The following is an 18,133-nucleotide window of genomic DNA, read 5'->3' as shown; positions in this document are numbered from 1 at the left end:
GCACGGGAGTTTTCATTCCCAATCCCTCTGGCAATTTCTAAGGCTTCGGGTAACACTTCCGGTAAATGGGGAGCTAACCCGATCAATGCCCCTGCACGGTAGTTTTCATCCCCAATCCCTCTGGCAACTGCTAAGGCTTCGGGTAAAACTTCCGGTAAATGGGGAGCTAACCCGAACAATGCCTCTGCACGGTAGTTTTCATTCCCAATCCCTCTGGCAACTTCTAAGGCTTCGGGTAACAAACTTTCCGGTAAATGGGGAGCTAACCCGAACAATGCCTCTGCACGGTAGTTTTCATTCCCAATCCCTCTGGCAACTTCTAAGGCTTCGGGTAACAAACTTTCCGGTAAATGGGGAGCTAACCCGGTCAATGCCCAAGCACGGGAGTTTTCATTCTCAATCCCTCTGGCAATTTCTAAGGCTTCGGGTAACAAACTTTCCGGTAAATGGGGAGCTAACCCGGTCAATGCCCTTGCACGGGAGTTTTCATTCCCAATCCCTCTGGCAATTTCTAAGGCTTCGGGTAACAAACTTTCCGGTAAATGGGGAGCTAACCCGGTCAATGCCTCTGCACGGTAGTTTTCATTCCTAATCCCTCTGGCAATTTCTAAGGCTTCGGGTAACAAACTTTCCGGTAAATGGGGAGCTAACCAGGTCAATGCCTCTGCACGGGAGTCTTCAGACCCAATCCCTCTGGCAACTTCTAAGGCTTCGGGTAAAACTTCCGGTAAATGGGGAGCTAACCCGATCAATGCCCCTGCACGGGAGTTTTCATTCCCAATCCCTCTGGCAACTTCTAAGGCTTCGGGTAAAACTTCCGGTAAATGGGGAGCTAACCCGATCAATGCCCAAGCACGGGAGTTTTCATTCTCAATCCCTCTGGCAATTTCTAAGGCTTCGGGTAACAAACTTTCCGGTAAATGGGGAGCTAACCCGATCAATGCCACAGCACGGGAGACATCAGACCCAAACCCACTTGCAACGACTAACTCTTCGGGTAACAAAATTTCCGGTAAATGGGGAGCTAACCCGGTCAATGCCTCTGCACGGGAGTCTCCATCCCCAATCCTTCTAGCAATTTCTAAGGCTTCGGGTAACAAACTTTCCGGTAAATGGGGAGCTAACCCGGTCAATGCCTCTGCACGGTAGTATTCATCCCCAATCCCTCTGGCAATTTCTAAGGCTTCGGGTAACAAACTTTCCGGTAAATGGGGAGCTAACCCGGTCAATGCCCCTGCACGGGAGTCTTCAGACCCAATCCCTCTGGCAACTTCTAAGGCTTCGGGTAACAAACTTTCCGGTAAATGGGGAGCTAACCCGATCAATGCCTCTGCACGGTAGTATTCATCCCCAATCCCTCTGGCAATTTCTAAGGCTTCGGGTAACAAACTTTCCGGTAAATGGGGAGCTAACCCGGTCAATGCCCTTGCACGGGAGTTTTCATCCCCAATCCCTCTGGCAATTTCTAAGGCTTCGGGTAATAAAGTAGGGGGAAGATAGGGAGTAATTTTCTCTAGTCCTTCGGCTTGCTTGCTAGAATCTTGACTTTGCCGTACATAAACCAATCCCTGAGCAGGTGTCCATATTTCATGTTTAATCAGTGCCGCAATTAATTCTGGTGGAATATTAGTCGCCAAACTATTGAGGGAAGTGGTGATCAAAGCATAACGCACCTGCAGCCCAATAGAGTCACTAGGATTCTCAATAAAATGCTCCTCCGCCAATTGCCACGCCCGGGAAACATCCTTAATAAAAACTGCTGTTTTCCCTTCCCTTTCACATTGACTATACCAACCATTATGACCTTCTGCCGTTTCTTCCCTCAGTAATAGATGAATCTGGGCTATCTGTCCCGCTTTTTCCAAATGCCAGAGCAATTGATTATAAATGTAGCCATCATCTGCTAAAGTATGCCAGTTTGATCCCCCTAAATCCCCCTTACTAAGGGGGACTTCCACCTCTTTTCCCCCCTTTTCAAGGGGGGTTAGGGGGGATCTCTTAATCTGTCTTTGATACCGTTGTAAAAGCTGTTGATGTGCCTCAGCCATTGATAACCCTAACCCCGGTAATTGATAATCCGTTTCAGTATTAGGAGACGCTAGGATCAGATTTCGGGCTAAATCATGTAACAAATCATGGACGCGATAACTGGTTAATTGTTCACTAGAAACCCCCGTTAATAATAAAGCCTTACCGCGTAAATATCTTAAAGTTTGTCTCGCTTCTCTAACCTGACAATCCCATAAAGTCGCCGCCATTTTTTCGGTAATGGTAACATCATCCGGTAACACCCCTAACCAGCTAAATTGTCTCAATCTTTGCCCATTTAATCGCTTTAAACTGAGATTAAAGCAAGCAATTAAACTATAATGTTTTCGTTTTTCTTCATTGGCAGTATCTCCAGCTTCCAAGCGGTCTAAAATTTCTAAATTAGCGATTTCTGCCCGTAAATCTTCGATTAATTCAGCCCAAGGAATCCCATCTTCAATTTGTGCCGCCGTCAACTCCAAAGCTAAGGGTAAATAACCGACAATTTTGGCTAATATTTTGGCTTGTTTCTGATCTGGTAAATTTAATTCATGCTTTAAATAACCCGTTAATAAGGCTAAAGATTGAGTTTCCGTCATCACATCCAAATCATAACGAATTGCCCCTTTAACGGGAACTTCCCTAGTGGTTACTAATAATTTACATTGATTTACTGCTACTCTAAAAGGATCAATATCTTCTACATTCCAGAGATCATCTACCACTAATAAAGCTTTTTTATCTGCCAATAAAGTCCTCAAGTGTAAGGATGCCGAATGAATACCCATCGGCTTAAAATTATAATCTCCTAAAGCTTGAATCCAGCCATGAAGAAAGGATAAAATATCTGGTTGTTGTCCTAATGTTGCCCAGAAAATGCCATCAGGAAAAAAGGCTTGAACTTCTTTTTCTTGTGCTAAAGCTGCCGCTAAAGTGGATTTACCAATACCTCCTAAGCCATAAATCGCACTAATAACTAAAGTCCCCGTTTTTTCCGTTATTTCTGACAATAAAAGTTTTTTTAACTCAATACTAACCTCTGGACGTTCGACAAAATAACTCGGTTTAGGAGGAGCTTGATTGCGATAGGAAGAAGATTTTAAAGAAGCGGATATAACGGGTTTAGGTTCAGGATCAATATCATGGTTTTCTAATATCTCACACCATTCAGGATTATCATAAACCCTTGCCAAAGATTCAGCCTCTAAAGATGCTGGACGATCTCTAATTGGCTGTTGAGATTGTACCCCAATCACTAACCCATAACAAACAATTGCTGATCCCGATGTTCCCTGCCAAGGTGACTGATCTTCTGCTAATCTTTCTAATTGTTCATCGGTGGGTTGTATGTCTTGACTATCTTTAATATTTAATAACAAACGGTTATGAGGAACACGATTAGCCACATCGATAGTTCCCTGAATATGTAACCCTGTGGCGTATTTTATCTCATCTTCAACATACCGTAAAAATAGAGGAAAGCCCAAAAAGTCAAATTTAACTTTTTGGGTGCTACTCGCATCAGGTAACAACCCAAAACCTACAGGATTACAAGTTTCGATAGTTTCTGGTAATTCAACTAAAGCTATATCTATATTATCCGGTGCTTTCCAAATTACCTTAGCGTCTATATCCTGCTTATCAGAATAGTTTGATGTTGATCTAAATCGTACTTTACAGTCGTTACTATTATCAAATAGATGCCGACAAGTCAAGAGTAAACGTCCCCCAATTCGATAGGCAGTGCCATACTTAGGGGCAACAATTTCTAAAGCGCGATCGGGTTGGAATTGGGGCATAACTTATCGGATTGATGTAACGTATTATTCTGGGATGGTGATGGGTTACGCTTCGCTAACCCATCCTACAAATTAACTGCTTTGGGGGCAAGCATTACGTCCCTAGGGGTATAAAATTCTAATCGGGTTTATCATCACTTGCTGTCTTGATAGCTCCTCCATCTTTCCCAATGGGTTTAAGGGGAATTTTAATTCTATGGGTTATCGTATCTTTATTGGTGGTACCCCCACCCATTTCTACTACCCAAAATTTTAGCCCACCTTTGCCTTCTTTCGACTGCTCAACCACAAATTGAACCTCTAATTCAATTTCACCCACTTCAAAGCGAATCTGCTCACCCTCAGAGGCTAAAATAGATTTACTCAGTTCAACCCGCAAGGGAGCATCTCACCTTTGTAACCCCTAAATCAGGTTTTTATGTCAAGCTATTTTAAAAGCCTTGCTAGAAACCAGTTTTAGGAATAAGTATAATTACTCACTTGCATAAATGAGATGCTCCCAACCCGCAACCCGCAATGCTTCTAAGGTTTCTCGAAGTCCAACATTATTGATGGTCATATTAATTCTCTAGTTATTTTTGAAGGATGCAAACCACAACCCTTTCAATTCTATCGTTTTTCTGAAACTTTAGGGCGGACGGGTTGCCTTTCTACAATTAACATAATAGCCCAACCCGATCGCTAAGGGAAGCGCGGGTTGGGAAAAGACATCGACCTAATATTATCTCAAGACTAAAATGACAAATTGAATTAGTATCGAGCTATTTTGCCAATACAAGGTGTCAAAATAAAACTAAGGAGCTAAACGTTGCCTTTGCCAGCTGCCATCTTCTTGACGATAATAACAGAGACGATCGTGAAGACGACTGGGGCGACCTTGCCAGAACTCGATTAAACTAGGAATTAGGCGAAAACCGCCCCAATGAGGAGGACGGGGAACTTCACGACCCGCATATTCTTCTTTTAGTTCTGCAAGGCGTTTTTCGAGGATATCCCGCCCCGAAATCACTTCACTTTGATTGGAGGCCCAGGCCCCTAAACGAGATTCCCAGGGACGGACAAAAAAGTAATTATCCGATTCCTCCTCGCTGATTTTTTCTACAGTTCCCTCGATCCTAATTTGCCGTTGCAATTCTCCCCACCAAAACACTAGGGCTGCATTGGGATTGGCGATTAATTCCTGTCCTTTGGCGCTGTGGTAGTTGGTAAAGAGAACAAAACCGCGAGGATCGAAGTCTTTTAACAGTACCATGCGGGCCCGGGGTTTACCCTCCGGGGAAATAGTGGCTAAAGTCATAGCGTTGGGTTCCAATCTTCCCGAAGATACCGCCCGTTCTAGCCATTGTTTAAATACAATGAAAGGATCGGCAGATGTTTCTGACTCTAGCAATTCTTCAAGATTGTAGTCCAAGCGCAGGTCAGCGATCGATATGTCCATGGTTTTGCTTGCTAAATTCTATCCTTTGAGATCCTACAAGATTCTAGAATCATGACTATCACCTCAGCTAGTGACGCGATCGAATCTCTTTTAGAAATGGCGGAACAGGGAGAAATTGACCCCTGGGATGTGCAGGTTATTGATGTGATCGATCGCTTTTTGGCAGAATTGGGGTTATTAAATGATCTAGATTTAGCCATGGCCCAAGCTAATTTACCCCAATCGGGACAGGCTTTTTTATGGGCTTCTATGTTAGTTTTATTTAAGGCTGATACCCTAGAAAGATTGTCTTTAGACCAGCAAGAAGAAAGTCTGATTGATGAGGAAATTAGCGAGTTAGAACGGGAATTAAGAACTTTACCCCGTTATCTAGAAAATCATATTCGCCGTCGTACTGCCGCCCCACCACCGCGAAAAAGACGGGTAACTTTGCAGGAGTTAATCACTCAATTACAACAGATTGCCCTAGAGATTGAAGCTTTACCGAAACTGCCTGTAGTTGTCCCGAAACCCCGGCCCCAATCCCGACGGGAAGCGGTACAAATTATCACGGAATTGGCCCACCAAGAAAACCTGACGGAATTGGCAGCGGAACTGGACTTTTTTTTGCAGAGAAAGTTTTTTCAATTAGAGAAAAAGGAGATAGAGTTTGAGTATTTATTAGATTTATGGCAAGGGGAAAAGCCCTCTAGTCACTCGGCAACACAGGAAAAGGTGGCGATTTTTTGGGCTTTACTTTTACTGGCTTCTCAATCAAAAGTGGAATTAAAACAAGAGGATTTTTATCAGGATTTGAGTATTTCTTTAATTAGGGTTTGCTGAAAAGCTTTTTCGTGGGGGTAGGGTGTGGGGTGTAGGGTGTAGGGTGTGGGGTTTTACCGATTTTCAGGTGGTCAACTACCTAATTTTCAGGGAAAAAGTACCTGAATTTTCCCCCCGATCACTCCAATGGTAGGCACTTTTTGAAGGAAAAAAAGTCTAAAAGTCTTACCCAACAAGGTTTTTAGATTTATTCAGCCAACCCTAATTAGGGTTGGCTGAAAAGCTTTTTCAGCCAACCCTAGATAGCTTAATATCTTAGCGGGTTAAGGCCGCGCCTCTTTCGTACAAAGTGCGGGCATAATCGGTCCAAGTACCCTGGCCCCAATAACGGAAACAACTGGTTTGCACGAGCAAATTATACAGCAGTGCCTCCAGATAATCCGGTCGTCGGGTGAAGCTAGGATCCGCCTGTACTAAAGGATCATATTTCTCGTGGAATTGAGCGCTTAATTGGTTCATCGGTTCGAGAACATTTTCGTAACCGCGCACCCAACTGAGATCATTTGTCCAAGATGCCCCATCCATGCTAAAACGGTGGTCGGACTGTTTTAAATCAGCGATCGCCTGTTCCACTGCTTCTGGGGTAGCGGCATCCGGATTAACTCGCTGCCAGATTTTATGCTGGTGTACGGCTTGAATTGGGGGATAATCTTGGGGATTAACGCCAGCGGCCTCGATTAACTCCAGATATTCCGTGCCGTTAAATCCTGCCACAGTGGAACCCCCCTGCATTTCCCGCCAAGGATTGGGAAAATCGCGAGGAAATTCATTCATCATCACGCCACCATTTTCACCGTCGGCAATCTGGGAACCTAGGGAAGGAACCCAAACGCCGCCGATTTGCTGTTTACCGCGGCATTTGGCCTCGTGGTAGGGTTGCATTTGGGCGACTAATTTGGTGTCGGAACCCTGGGTTTTAATCAAAGCAGTAATCGCAATCACTTCCCCGCGAGAATTACGGGCCACCAGGCGATTAGGAATATATTTTTGTTCCTGACTCAATCCCGAACCGTCGAGATTTTCCACCGAGTGTTCCTGTACCAATAACCAACGATAGCCGCATTCTTTCAGAGCTTTAATATACTCGTAGAGGGTATCGGGATGGTTAGGAAGGTGCATTTCCGGGGGAGAGAACCCTTTGACTCGTTTCAGGGCATCCGGGCCAAAAATCGAGGCAAAATAGGTTTGCCATGCTTGCATCTGTAATTTTAGATCGGGAATCGGTGTGGAAGGAGCCACCGCATGACTCCACATCGTCCCCAACCATTCCACATAGGGTTGATATTGACTGTTACAGGTGATTAATTTGAGTTTATCGAGGATATCCTGCCGTCCCATCTGTACCAAACCCCAGAGGAGATTACCGGAATAATCGAGCATAATCCGGGGATTACAGCCTTCCGCCACCAATTCCGGGATAAAATCACCCATGCGACTGTAACACCAGGCAAAAACGCTGGCATTATGGTTATCACCATCCCCCTGATTCTCGAACATATGCTGGAGATTGCAGATTAATTCCCCGTTAACACCCGCCGGGATAGTGGGTTGGTGCATATGCAAGGCACAGGCAAAACCAGCGTTAATATTGTCTAATTTGAGATTTGTTGTCGGTAAAAAGATCGGATCATCGTGATTAACAATCGCTGCAATTTCCTGTTCCCAACCGCAAATAGTCGGTAGTCCGGGGCGGATTTCCGTGATAGGGTTCGATTTCGATGATACGGGTGTAGCGATCATAATTTTTCAGGCGAATAGATTGAGATAGTTTGTCCCCACTCTCCCAGGGACAACTTTTTTGACTGGCAACAGGTCACTCCTGACTGTTCACTGCTAACTGAGCTAAGAGTGCGGACTTGATCCTATCCCATTTATACTGGGAGTAACCCCCTCCAGACACAAGCCTTCGTAACTCGTTAAAAATCAAGATGATTCTTTACTGAACTTAACCGATCCTCGCACTATGATACAAACAACTATCCGCCCTTTTACCTGTAAATTTTAACCATGTTCTCGGCGACTACCGAAATTCTTGTTATCCTCTTCCTGATCCTCCTCAATGGAGTCTTTGCCCTCTCGGAAATTGCCATTGTCTCGGCGCGCAAAGTCCGTTTAGAACAATTAGCCAGAGATGATCGAAGGGCGGCGGTGGCCTTAAAATTGGCCAATGATCCCAATCAAATTTTATCGACGGTGCAGATTGGCATTACCCTAGTGGGAATCTTTGCCGGGGCCTACGGAGGAGCGAATTTATCGGTCAGTGTGGCGCAATTATTGGCGCAAGTTCCTGTTTTAGCCCCCTACAGTCAAGCTTTGGGATTAGGATTAGTGGTGTTAATTATTACCTATCTATCCCTAGTGGTGGGGGAATTAGTGCCGAAACGGTTAGGTTTAAGTAATCCTGAAAAAATCGCTATCCTCGTTGCTGATCCTCTCGATAAGCTATCGAAAATTGTTTCGCCCATTGTCCATCTTTTGAGTCAATCGACTAATCTGATTCTCGGTTTGTTGGGGATTAATACTAATAACAATGATTCCCCAATTACGGAAGAAGAATTGAAAATTATGCTTAAACAGGGAACCGCAGCGGGAACCTTTGAGGAAGCAGAACAGGATATGGTGGAAAGGGTGTTAGGATTGGGCGATCGCCGAGTAAGCCAGATTATGACCACGCGCCCAGATATTATTTGGCTAGATTTGGAAGATAGTGCCGAAATTAACCGCCAGAAGCTAATTGAGAGCAATCATAACCGTTTTCCTGTGTGTCAGGGCAGTTTAGATGAGGTTTTGGGGGTAATCGAAGTCACAGACTTATTGGCAGATTGTTTAACCGGTGAAAGTTTCGACCTGACGAAGGATTTACAACAGCCGCTTTTTGTGCCGGAAAGCACTAGGGGTTTAAAGGTGTTAGAATTGGTGCAGCAAAGTGGTCATCATATTGCCTTGGTAGTGGATGAGTACGGGGTGATTCAAGGATTGGTGACGCGCAAGGATATTTTAGAGGCAATTGTCGGCGATTTACCCCAATTAGATAATATTGAAGATGCACAGATCGTGCAGCGGGAAGATGGTTCTTGGTTGATCGATGGTACAGTGGCGATCGAAGATTTTAAAGAATTATTTGAAATCAGTGAATTACCCGGGGAAAAACAGGGCAATTATCACACTTTAGGTGGTTTTATTATTACCCATCTTGGCAGGATTCCGGGAGCTGCCGATCATTTTGAATGGCAAAGGTTGCGCTTGGAAGTGGTGGATATGGACGGTAATCGCGTCGATAAGGTGTTAGTCACGCTCTTGTTGGATGATTTGTAAGTAATTGTTAGTAAACATCTAGATTTTTTCAAGCTTGTGAAGACCGATACAATTTTTTATCAACTCTTGCAAACCTTTCCGGGGTTAATTTTTGAATTACTGGGAGAGTCAACCCAGAAAGCTGAAAATTATCAATTCTCCTCCCGAGAAATCAAAGAATTAGCGCGTCGTTTTGACGGTATTTTTTTACCGACCACAGCAGCACCGGAACTAATTATTTACTTTGTTGAAGTGCAATTTCAGGATAAAAGCGATTTTTATTGGCGATTTTTAACAGAAATTGTCATCTATCTCAATCAGTATAAACCCGTTCAGGATTGGATGGCTGTAGCTTTATTTGCCTCCAGGGATATCGACAATAATTTTCCCTATCAACTACGGGGATTTGAGATAACGGGACAGATCAGACCTATTTATTTAGATGAATTAATCGATAGTCCGGCTCCGTCTCTGGGTTTAGGAATTATTCAGTTAATTGTCGCTACACCCCAATTAGCACAGCAACGAGGAAAACCACTTTTAGAAAAAGCGATCGCTGAAATTGATGATCTAGTTTTCCAGCAAAAAGTTGTAGAATTAATTGAAAGAACCTTAGCCTATAAATTTACTAATCTTAGTCGCACGGAGTTAGAAGCTATGTTCGGATTAGATGATCTCAGACAAACTCGACTTTATCAAGAAGCTAAAGAAGAAGGTCGTGAAGAAGGTCGTGAAGAAGCTAAAACTGAAGCGATTGCTGGTTTACTGGCCTTAGGTTTAAGTATAGAACAGATTGCCACTGCTTTGCAATTAGAACTTACCAAAGTACAAGAGACAGCAGCAAAATTATCCTTCCCAGATTAGAAGGGTAAATTATCAAGTTTCTCCCCGATTTTACCCTATTCATTCATATTACGATAGGTAGCCACTGCCGAGGGAGAAATGCGATTGAGATAACGGAAAATCCAATATTTTAAGACTGTATCCAAGATAACGGGAAAAGTGGCGATAAAGAGAAAATTAAACTCGCGATTTTCCGGTAAACCGAAATGACGACTTAACCCTTCTAGGATCACTTCCCAACCGTGGGGAGAGTGGAAACCGACAAATATATCGGTAAAGAGAATAATTAAAAAAGCTTTAGCTGAATCGCTAAGATTATAGAGAATGCCATCCAGAAAAGACTTGACAATCTCGATTTCCCGACGACTAAAAGCGATAACAAAACCAAAGGCAATCAGGGAACAAATATCGGCGAAAATATTAGCGATCGCATTTAAACCTCGTTGGCGAAATTCTTCACTTAGTACCGCCGCTTTTTTGGTAATTTCTCCCTCGATTTCTTCGTTAGATAATTTGGGTGCTAAACCAATCATACCTCGAAAATGTAAAGCTTCCTCAAATCTTCTCAATTCCGAAAAAGCTTCTTCTTCTAGATCCTGATTGATAAAAATAAACTGTTCCTGTTGTTGGAAATATTTATTAACCAAGGGGGTAATCAGGAAAGTTTTGGTTAATTGCTGGGTTAATAAAGGAACAATAATTAACAGTAAAATAAACTTGAGAGAAATGGCTGTTTTATAACGAGAATTGCGAAATCTTTTTAAAACTGCCTCCTCCGATTCCTCCGCTTGGGGATCGATTTCCTGCTTAATGCGATTAAAAGTATTGACAAAAGAACGGGGTAAAACCCCCGGTTTTTCCGTAGCTTTTTGGGATTTATTGCTTTTGATCATTTCCTCATCTTCAAGACTACCCGCCGCTAAAAAAGAGCGATTTCTAGAAGTCTTATTTTTGGCTGTTTCCTGCTCAAAATTTCTGTTCTGGATACTTTTGGGAACATCTTGAATATCTTCTTGCCAATAATTACCTTGATATTTTCCGATAATACTATCGATAAACTGAAGTTTTTTCAGACAAACATCTGTGGTGACAGTAATCACCCCATTATTAATTGTCGGTTGATTTGGTCCGAAGGTATTAACGATCGAGCGACTAGCTTTAAACTCCGTCAATCTGACTTTAATTTTTTGCAGATAACCTTTAACTTCTGCGATAAAATAGGAATTAGTGGTACTGCCATAATTCGAGAACTCCGCTGCCACTTTTCGCCCTTGAAAATGCTTGTCTTCTATCTCCTTAATCTTCAAAGCTGCATGATAAGCCTCATCTAAAGAACGTTCAGGAGTTTGTAATAACCATTGATTAACACCTTGCAAAATCCGATTAAGATTCATAGGAAACAATTACTTCCACAAGGAAAAAAGCTAGAGTACCGATCAGTCATCTTAACAAATACAATCCAGAAAAAACGATGTCAATCATACCAATTTGGATCGAAGGTGGGACTCGATCGGGAAAAACCACCGCTTTAGTCGGGGAATTTCGGCGCTGGGTTGTTTCTCAACTTCAGTCCCAGGATTCATTGTATCTCGATCGACCGAAATCATCGCCCCTTCCCCGATCGATCTTAGTTTTCGCTGCCAACGATGATAATAAACGAGAATTAGCCGATCAATTAGCCCTTGCTGTTAGGGGTAGCTATCCGATTCTCTGCAAAACCCCTTTAGGTTTTCTCACCGATGAAGTCATCCTGTTTTGGCCGTTAATTTTCGAGTCTTTAGGGCTAAAAGCGCAATTTCCCCGCCGATTACGCCCAGAAACGGAACAGGAACTCGCCACCCGTCTCTGGCAACCAGCGATCGCTGAATTCTTCCAGCCTACTAGCATAAATGAATATCGTTTCGTCCGTCAAGTTCTCGATTTGTTACAATTAGCCGGCGCTAGTGGTGTTCCCGCAGAAAAGATACCCGAAAGATTAGCCGACGGATTATCAGAAACAGATTTAAAACGAGTTTTAGCGATTAATGAGCAGGAAACACCAGAAAAAGTGGGAGAATTAATCATTCAATGGCGTGATTGGTCTCTAGAACGTGGTTTATTAAGTTATGGTATCATCTACGAACTCTATTGGCGCTATTTATTTCCTGATAGTCGTTATCAGCAGCAACTATTAAAACGCTTCCGGGGAGTTTTTGCGGACGATGTGGACGATTATCCGGCTATTGCCAAGGATTTACTCAGTTTTTTCCTCGATCATGATTGTTTTAGCGTTTTTACCTACAATCCCCAGGGAAAAATTCGCTTAGGATTAACTGCCGATCCCGATTATCTACAAAAATTAGCGGCACGCTGTCAAATTATGCCATTATCTACCACCGACGGGTTAGCTGCTCAGTTTAGCGAGACGGTTCTCTCCTTAATCAGCGACGGTAACTATCTTGGCAATCTTCCCGATCAATTCATCTCCCTGCAAACCACCTCTCGCGCTGAATTGTTACGGAAGACAGCCACAGCTATTATTCAAGCAGTCAAGCAAGGAGCAGTAAAACCCGAAGAAATCGCCGTTATTGCCCCCGGTTTAGACGAAATCGCCCGTTATAGCCTGATGGAAATTTTAACCGGTGCCGGGATACCCGTTCAACCCCTCAACGAACAACGACCCCTGATCAGTTGTCCTCTGATTCGGGCATTATTGACCCTTCTCGCCCTTGTTTACGCAAATTTGGGGCGTTTAGCCCCCCAAGAGGCCATAGCGGAAATGCTGGTGATTTTTAGCCGTTATCGCTGGGATGAAGAAGAGAATTTAATTCCCGATATCGATCCAATCCGCGCCGGATTAATTGCCGATCATTGTTATCAAGTGCATCCGGAAAATCCTCGTTTATTAGCGATCAAAACTTTTCCCCGTTGGGATCGCTTAGGACAAAAAGCTTGTACTGCCTACGAAAGAATTTGTCACTGGATCGAAGGGATGAAAAAACGGCAGCAAGAAGCGAAACTTTTCCCGATTTTTGTCTTAAATCAAGCGATCGAAGAATTATTAAACGATGGGGAAAATTTGCCCTTCGATCACTTGGCAGCTTTGCGAGAATTAATGGAAACTGCCCAACATTTTTGGGAGATCGATCGGCGTTTGCGTGAGAGTGAACCCTCTTTTCAAAGTCCCAGCGAAACTATTAGTCAGTTTATCCAACTTTTGCGCCGTGGTACAATTACTGCTAATCCCTATCCTGTGCGACAATTTATTAAATCTTCCTCAGCAGTCACCCTAGGCAATATCTTTCAATATCGTTCTTTTCGTTCTAGTCATCGTTGGCATTTTTGGCTAGATTGTTCCTCCCCACTCTGGGAACAAGGAGGTGCTGCTACTCTTTTTGCTGCGCCGATTTTTTGGCGAGAAAGTCCCTATCAACGCTGGACAACGGAAGCAGAATTAGAGGAAAATCAGGCACGTTTACAGAGAGTTTTAAGGGATTTATTAGCAAGGGTAAGCGAAAAAGTTATCCTCTGTCACAGTGATTTAGGAGTATCGGGAACCGATCAAACCGGACAACTTTTATCCTTAGTACAAGCGGCAAAAGAATATGATTAAGGACTAGAACAAAATTAACTTCTTGGTTAGGAGAGGCACTCAGGCAATAGGCAATAGGCAAAAGGTGAAATAAATAATCAGTTTTTAATAACTAGATTTAGTATAAGGCCTTTTGGGGTTGTGAATTAAAAGCTACCACCCCCGAACCACAAAAGGGTTCTATCCAACGATCAAAGTTTTGCTGATCCGCTAAACTTTTGATTGATGATAGCAGTTTAGTTTTGATACCTTGACATTTAATCGGTGGAACAATGACGGTTGTTTTCATTAACAACTAATAAATAATTAAATGAATACACCGGGGGAAACATTGAAAATCTCTCCTAAAATTTTCCCTTGAGCTTTACTAATCGATCGCTTGCCATTAACAATCTCAGAAACCACACCCTTAGAACCAATTTTACCAACTAAATCAGCTTGTTTCATGTTGTTAGCTGACATTAAGTGTAATAATACTTCCTGCGGTGAAGCTGGTTCGGGTTGAGGTTGTCTGGCATCAAAATCCTTAATAATTGTCGCCATTAATTTAACCATTGCGGTTTCTTCTGGTAGTCGATCCTGTTTACTAATTAGATTAATCAGAAGATGACGCGCTTGCTCATATTCTTCCTCATTTTCAATAATCTTGGGTTGAAATTTAGTCAACAGTTGATTATAAGTATTGTCATCAAGTGCTAGGGTCATTTTTCTTTCGGTTAGACTGAACTTTTTAGGTGTGTTACTACTTAACTTAAACCAGCGATTTTAACCAACCGTACCAAGCATCTAAACCTTCTCCAGTGGTAGCGGAAACTTGAAAAACTTTCAGATTGGGATTAACTTGATAGGCGTAATCTAAACAGCGATCGAGGTTAAAATTAACGTAGGGCAGTAGGTCTATTTTTGTCAAGATCATGACTTGAGAAGCGTGGAACATATAGGGATATTTAATCGGTTTATCTTCTCCTTCGGTGACGGAAAGAATGACGACTTTGGCATTTTCTCCCAAATCAAATAAAGCAGGACAAACTAGATTACCAACATTTTCGATCATCACTAAAGAATTCATCGGTGGATCGAGTTCGATTAATCCTCTCTCTACCATTGATGCTTCTAAATGACAACCTGTTCCGGTGTTAATTTGGATAACCTGACAACCGGTTTCACTAATTTTTTGGGCATCATTAGCTGTTGCTTGATCTCCCTCAATGACACTGATAGGAATAGCGGTTTTTAAATCGGCAATTGTGCGAGTTAACAGGGTAGTTTTTCCCGAACCGGGGGAAGAAACCAGATTAAGGGCAACAGTTTTTCTCCCCTTCAACCAACCGCGATTTTGTGCCGCTAACAGATTATTTTTTGCCAGCAGATTTTGCTCAACTTGGAGAATGCTACCATGAATTTGAGCGTGAATTTCCGCGGGATGATGGGGATGCTCATGCTCGTGATCGTGATGGCTATGACTAATAACAGTACCATCGGCTAAAATATGTTCATGGGTTCCCGTTTGCGGATTAGTTACCGTCACTTCCGAGTTATCAGAACAACCACAGGTTACACACATAAGGATTCTGTCTCCAACGATTTGAGATTTAATTCTTGACCCTGTAAAATGACTATATTGCGACTACCACATCGATCGCAGATTCCGTAGGGATATTCTAGTTCTAGCTCATTTCCGCAATCTTGGCACTGTCCTAAACCAGAAATTTCCAGAATCTCTAACATTGCCCCCTCTACATTAGTACCTTGACAACAGGTATCAAAACAAAAAGCGATCGATTCTGGCATAATTGCCGTTAGTTTACCAATCTCTAACACCACGCGCTTAACTTTCATTCCTCGCGAGTGTTCTAAAGCAAGTTCAATAATATTTTGGGTAATTCCTAGTTCGTGCATTTTCAGTTATCAGTTATCAGTTATCAGTTATCAAGGAAATTTCAACTAAAACCCCAAAACCCCAACTATTTGAGGGTTCAAAACAGCAAAAATAAGGATTAAATTGCCTAAAATCTGTAAATAGACCATTTAATTGATTATTATTCATTTTTAATTCTCCTGACTACTGACTACTGACTACTGACTACTGACTCCTGACTACTGACTACTGACTACTGACTACTGACTCCTGACTACTGACTCCTGACTACTGACTACTGACTCCTGACTACTGACTACTGACTACTGACTACTGACTACTGACTACTGACTACTGACTCCTGACTCCTGACTCCTGACTCCTGACTACTGACTACTGACTCCTGACTCCTGACTCCTGACTCCTGACTACTGACTCCTGACTTCTAACCCTAACAACAAACTTTTTCAGCAAACCCTAATTAACATATTCTCGGTAATTGTTCACCGACTAACATATCGAGAATCCTTTTAGTGCCGAAAGCGGTTTTTAAGTAAACTAAATTGGGGGGAGAAGCGACGACTTCCCCGATACAAGCGGCAAAAATGCCGTCAGGATGGGAACGCATCACTGCTAAAACGCGATTTTCCGCCTCTGGTGGCACGACAAGGACTAATTTCCCCTCATTTGCTAGATAAAGCGGTTCTAAACCCAATAATTCGCACATTCCTCGCACTTCTTCCCGGATGGGGATCGCCGTTTCCTGCACCTGTATTCCCACCCCTGAACTTTGGGCGAATTCGTTTAAAACCGTGGCTAATCCGCCTCTAGTGGCATCCCGCATCGCTTTAACTTCCGGGCAAACTGCCAGAATTGCAGAAATTAAAGAATTCAGGGCTTGACAATCGCTTTCGATTGTGCATTGCAGGTCTAATTCGCCCCTGGCAATCAGAATGGCGGCACCGTGATTCCCCAGAAAACCGTTAAGCAAAATGCGATCACCAACTTGTAAATTATTCGCCCTGGAATTGATTCCGGCCGGAATTACCCCCACTCCAGAGGTATTAATAAATATTTGATCCCCTTGTCCCCTGGGAACGACTTTTGTATCCCCGGTGACGATTTTTACCGCTGCTTTGTCGGCGGCTATTTTCATGCTGGTAACGATGGTTTTTAGGGTGTCGATAGATAAACCTTCTTCGAGGATAAAACTACAACTGAGATAGAGAGGAATTGCCCCACCGACAGCCAAATCATTAACGGTTCCATTGACTGCTAAACTGCCAATATCACCCCCCGGAAAGAATAGGGGAGAAACCACATAGGAATCGGTGGTAAATGCCAAGCGATCGCCTATTTTAGCCAAATCTTTAATCTCAAATCGGGCTTGATCTTCAAGGGGTGCCAGTAAGTTATTATCGAAGTTATTAACGAATATCTCGTTAATTAAATCCCGCATTGCTCTGCCACCGCTGCCATGGGAGAGAGTGATATTTGTGTCGGTAATTTTTGTTTTTTTAAATTTTAAAGAAGCTGAAGGAGTGCTAGTCATAGGTGAGGTAGTAAGTTTTCGTTTTGGGTAGTCGGTGGTCGATAGCAAATTAGGTTACACTTTATCTTGATCAGAAACGCTGTCATAGCTTACTGCTAGATTATCTTAATGGGTTTCTGGTATTTCTCGCACTTTTTCTACAGTTAAGTCCAAGGCTTGAGCAATTTGTTCTACCGTTAAACCTAAAGCCAATAAACGCGGCACAGATTCTAGTTTACCTTCCAGTTTACCTTCCAGTTTACCTTCTTCTCGAACGTCTTGAAAATAACGGGTTTGTTTCAGTTCATCTAAACTAAACATGGCTTCTATCTCCCGGCGACTTAGACGTGGTAATTTATAAATAAGGATCGTTTCTATTAATTGTAGGAGGTTTTGCGGTTGGGTAAATTCAGTTCGCACTCGTTCAATAAGTTGTTTGGCTGTTGCCACTGCTTGATTTTCTTTAGCAATAATTAATTTTATAGTGGCAATACCGAGGGAATCTTGATTAATATCATCTAGTTCATCTAAATAGATTCGCGTCACTCTCCCAGATGTCAATAAGTCTTGATAACGTACAACCTGATCTGATTCTACCCGACGATGGGGATAAATGACCACCCCGCGCCAATCATTGTTAAAAGCAGTTTTACTGAGATATAAGAAGATTTCAGCAAAGAAACGGCCATAAAAATTCTGATCATCTTGAAATTGCACCTCGCAGAAATAAATAGGAATGCTAGGATCGGTAATATTGGGCAAAAATACGCCATCAATACGAAAAGCTAGTTGCTTGATTTCGACGGAATCAAAGCGGTAATTCTCGGCTTCTCCGGGGGAAAGGTTGATTAATTCAAAGAAAATTGACGGATAAGATTGAAAAAGATCATAAAAAATACTGTCGGTTTTCATGCCCGGACTTGTGGTGTAAACTATGCAAAAATATAGA

At 42.7% G+C, this 18,133-nt stretch carries 16 protein-coding genes; 4 read left to right on the top strand and 12 right to left on the bottom strand.

Features of this window, described 5'->3' with window-relative positions; all coding sequences use genetic code 11:
- From O9295_RS17380 to pdxH, 3 genes are all read right to left on the bottom strand, one after another.
- A partial coding sequence (locus tag O9295_RS17380; RefSeq protein WP_288034138.1) for an NB-ARC domain-containing protein occupies positions 1 to 3,827 on the bottom strand: 3,827 nt, incomplete at its 3' end.
- A gap of 118 nt (positions 3,828 to 3,945) precedes the next feature.
- Positions 3,946 to 4,206 carry a trypco2 family protein gene (locus O9295_RS17375; protein ID WP_288034136.1) on the bottom strand — a complete coding sequence of 87 codons (261 nt, stop codon included), beginning with the start codon at positions 4,204 to 4,206 and terminating at the stop codon, positions 3,946 to 3,948.
- 414 nt (positions 4,207 to 4,620) lie between these two features.
- The gene (gene pdxH, locus O9295_RS17370; protein ID WP_287629441.1) at positions 4,621 to 5,265 is read right to left on the bottom strand and encodes a pyridoxamine 5'-phosphate oxidase; all 645 of its coding nucleotides are present in this window, start codon (positions 5,263 to 5,265) and stop codon (positions 4,621 to 4,623) included.
- Positions 5,266 to 5,316: 51 nt separating this feature from the next.
- On the opposite strand from pdxH, the gene O9295_RS17365 reads away from it, so the two are divergent.
- A complete protein-coding gene (locus O9295_RS17365; protein ID WP_288034133.1) occupies positions 5,317 to 6,087 on the top strand; it encodes a segregation/condensation protein A in 771 nt (256 codons plus the stop codon).
- A gap of 255 nt (positions 6,088 to 6,342) precedes the next feature.
- Here O9295_RS17365 and O9295_RS17360 read toward each other — a convergent pair whose 3' ends face one another.
- Positions 6,343 to 7,827 (bottom strand): polysaccharide deacetylase family protein, encoded by a 1,485-nt coding sequence (locus O9295_RS17360; protein WP_288034131.1) that lies wholly within the window; start codon positions 7,825 to 7,827, stop codon positions 6,343 to 6,345.
- A 267-nt stretch (positions 7,828 to 8,094) separates the two neighbouring features.
- Between O9295_RS17360 and O9295_RS17355 the strand changes: the two genes are divergently transcribed.
- Complete coding sequence (locus tag O9295_RS17355) at positions 8,095 to 9,402, top strand: hemolysin family protein (RefSeq protein ID WP_147069490.1); 1,308 nt, start codon at positions 8,095 to 8,097, stop codon at positions 9,400 to 9,402.
- A 36-nt stretch (positions 9,403 to 9,438) separates the two neighbouring features.
- The gene (locus tag O9295_RS17350; RefSeq protein ID WP_288034128.1) at positions 9,439 to 10,245 is read left to right on the top strand and encodes an Rpn family recombination-promoting nuclease/putative transposase; all 807 of its coding nucleotides are present in this window, start codon (positions 9,439 to 9,441) and stop codon (positions 10,243 to 10,245) included.
- Between the two features lie 35 nt (positions 10,246 to 10,280).
- On the opposite strand, the gene O9295_RS17345 is transcribed toward O9295_RS17350, so the two are convergent.
- Positions 10,281 to 11,618: a proton extrusion protein PcxA gene (locus O9295_RS17345; RefSeq protein ID WP_002796459.1), complete on the bottom strand. Its 1,338-nt coding sequence runs from the start codon at positions 11,616 to 11,618 to the stop codon at positions 10,281 to 10,283.
- A 77-nt stretch (positions 11,619 to 11,695) separates the two neighbouring features.
- Between O9295_RS17345 and O9295_RS17340 the strand changes: the two genes are divergently transcribed.
- Positions 11,696 to 13,816 carry a PD-(D/E)XK nuclease family protein gene (locus O9295_RS17340; RefSeq protein ID WP_288034125.1) on the top strand — a complete coding sequence of 707 codons (2,121 nt, stop codon included), beginning with the start codon at positions 11,696 to 11,698 and terminating at the stop codon, positions 13,814 to 13,816.
- Positions 13,817 to 13,913: 97 nt separating this feature from the next.
- Here O9295_RS17340 and O9295_RS17335 read toward each other — a convergent pair whose 3' ends face one another.
- The 7 genes from O9295_RS17335 to O9295_RS17305 all read right to left on the bottom strand — a co-directional run bounded on the left by O9295_RS17335 (position 13,914) and on the right by O9295_RS17305 (position 18,096).
- Positions 13,914 to 14,084 carry a DNA adenine methylase gene (locus tag O9295_RS17335; protein WP_288034123.1) on the bottom strand — a complete coding sequence of 57 codons (171 nt, stop codon included), beginning with the start codon at positions 14,082 to 14,084 and terminating at the stop codon, positions 13,914 to 13,916.
- 17 nt (positions 14,085 to 14,101) lie between these two features.
- Complete coding sequence (locus O9295_RS17330; RefSeq protein ID WP_288034121.1) at positions 14,102 to 14,500, bottom strand: helix-turn-helix domain-containing protein; 399 nt, start codon at positions 14,498 to 14,500, stop codon at positions 14,102 to 14,104.
- 46 nt (positions 14,501 to 14,546) lie between these two features.
- Positions 14,547 to 15,359, bottom strand: coding sequence for a hydrogenase nickel incorporation protein HypB (hypB, locus tag O9295_RS17325; RefSeq protein WP_287731680.1), 813 nt, complete (start codon positions 15,357 to 15,359; stop codon positions 14,547 to 14,549).
- Positions 15,350 to 15,694 carry a hydrogenase maturation nickel metallochaperone HypA/HybF gene (locus O9295_RS17320; protein WP_002796464.1) on the bottom strand — a complete coding sequence of 115 codons (345 nt, stop codon included), beginning with the start codon at positions 15,692 to 15,694 and terminating at the stop codon, positions 15,350 to 15,352. Before O9295_RS17320 ends, hypB begins: the two co-directional genes overlap by 10 nt.
- Before the next feature lie 16 nt (positions 15,695 to 15,710).
- On the bottom strand, positions 15,711 to 15,842 hold the full coding sequence (locus tag O9295_RS17315) for a hypothetical protein (protein WP_002760537.1): 132 nt from the start codon (positions 15,840 to 15,842) through the stop codon (positions 15,711 to 15,713).
- A gap of 292 nt (positions 15,843 to 16,134) precedes the next feature.
- On the bottom strand, positions 16,135 to 17,205 hold the full coding sequence (gene hypE, locus O9295_RS17310) for a hydrogenase expression/formation protein HypE (protein WP_288034117.1): 1,071 nt from the start codon (positions 17,203 to 17,205) through the stop codon (positions 16,135 to 16,137).
- A 105-nt stretch (positions 17,206 to 17,310) separates the two neighbouring features.
- Positions 17,311 to 18,096 (bottom strand): Rpn family recombination-promoting nuclease/putative transposase, encoded by a 786-nt coding sequence (locus O9295_RS17305; protein ID WP_288034115.1) that lies wholly within the window; start codon positions 18,094 to 18,096, stop codon positions 17,311 to 17,313.
- Positions 18,097 to 18,133: the final 37 nt, after the last annotated feature.

This window comes from Microcystis sp. LE18-22.4A (genome assembly GCF_027531105.1).
In the GTDB taxonomy this organism is placed as follows: Bacteria; Cyanobacteriota; Cyanobacteriia; order Cyanobacteriales; family Microcystaceae; genus Microcystis; species Microcystis aeruginosa.
This window is presented reverse-complemented; position numbering and strand designations above follow the sequence as displayed.

Bases quoted from the DNA above. Each gene is read 5' to 3' on its own strand.
- pdxH (WP_287629441.1), bottom strand. From the start codon at position 5,265: ATGGACATATCGATCGCTGACCTGCGCTTGGACTACAATCTTGAAGAA.
- O9295_RS17365 (WP_288034133.1), top strand. From the start codon at position 5,317: ATGACTATCACCTCAGCTAGTGACGCGATCGAATCTCTTTTAGAAATG.
- O9295_RS17360 (WP_288034131.1), bottom strand. From the start codon at position 7,827: ATGATCGCTACACCCGTATCATCGAAATCGAACCCTATCACGGAAATC.
- O9295_RS17355 (WP_147069490.1), top strand. From the start codon at position 8,095: ATGTTCTCGGCGACTACCGAAATTCTTGTTATCCTCTTCCTGATCCTC.
- O9295_RS17345 (WP_002796459.1), bottom strand. From the start codon at position 11,618: ATGAATCTTAATCGGATTTTGCAAGGTGTTAATCAATGGTTATTACAA.
- O9295_RS17340 (WP_288034125.1), top strand. From the start codon at position 11,696: ATGTCAATCATACCAATTTGGATCGAAGGTGGGACTCGATCGGGAAAA.
- O9295_RS17335 (WP_288034123.1), bottom strand. From the start codon at position 14,084: ATGAAAACAACCGTCATTGTTCCACCGATTAAATGTCAAGGTATCAAA.
- O9295_RS17330 (WP_288034121.1), bottom strand. From the start codon at position 14,500: ATGACCCTAGCACTTGATGACAATACTTATAATCAACTGTTGACTAAA.
- hypB (WP_287731680.1), bottom strand. From the start codon at position 15,359: ATGTGTGTAACCTGTGGTTGTTCTGATAACTCGGAAGTGACGGTAACT.
- O9295_RS17320 (WP_002796464.1), bottom strand. From the start codon at position 15,694: ATGCACGAACTAGGAATTACCCAAAATATTATTGAACTTGCTTTAGAA.
- O9295_RS17315 (WP_002760537.1), bottom strand. From the start codon at position 15,842: ATGAATAATAATCAATTAAATGGTCTATTTACAGATTTTAGGCAATTT.
- hypE (WP_288034117.1), bottom strand. From the start codon at position 17,205: ATGACTAGCACTCCTTCAGCTTCTTTAAAATTTAAAAAAACAAAAATT.
- O9295_RS17305 (WP_288034115.1), bottom strand. From the start codon at position 18,096: ATGAAAACCGACAGTATTTTTTATGATCTTTTTCAATCTTATCCGTCA.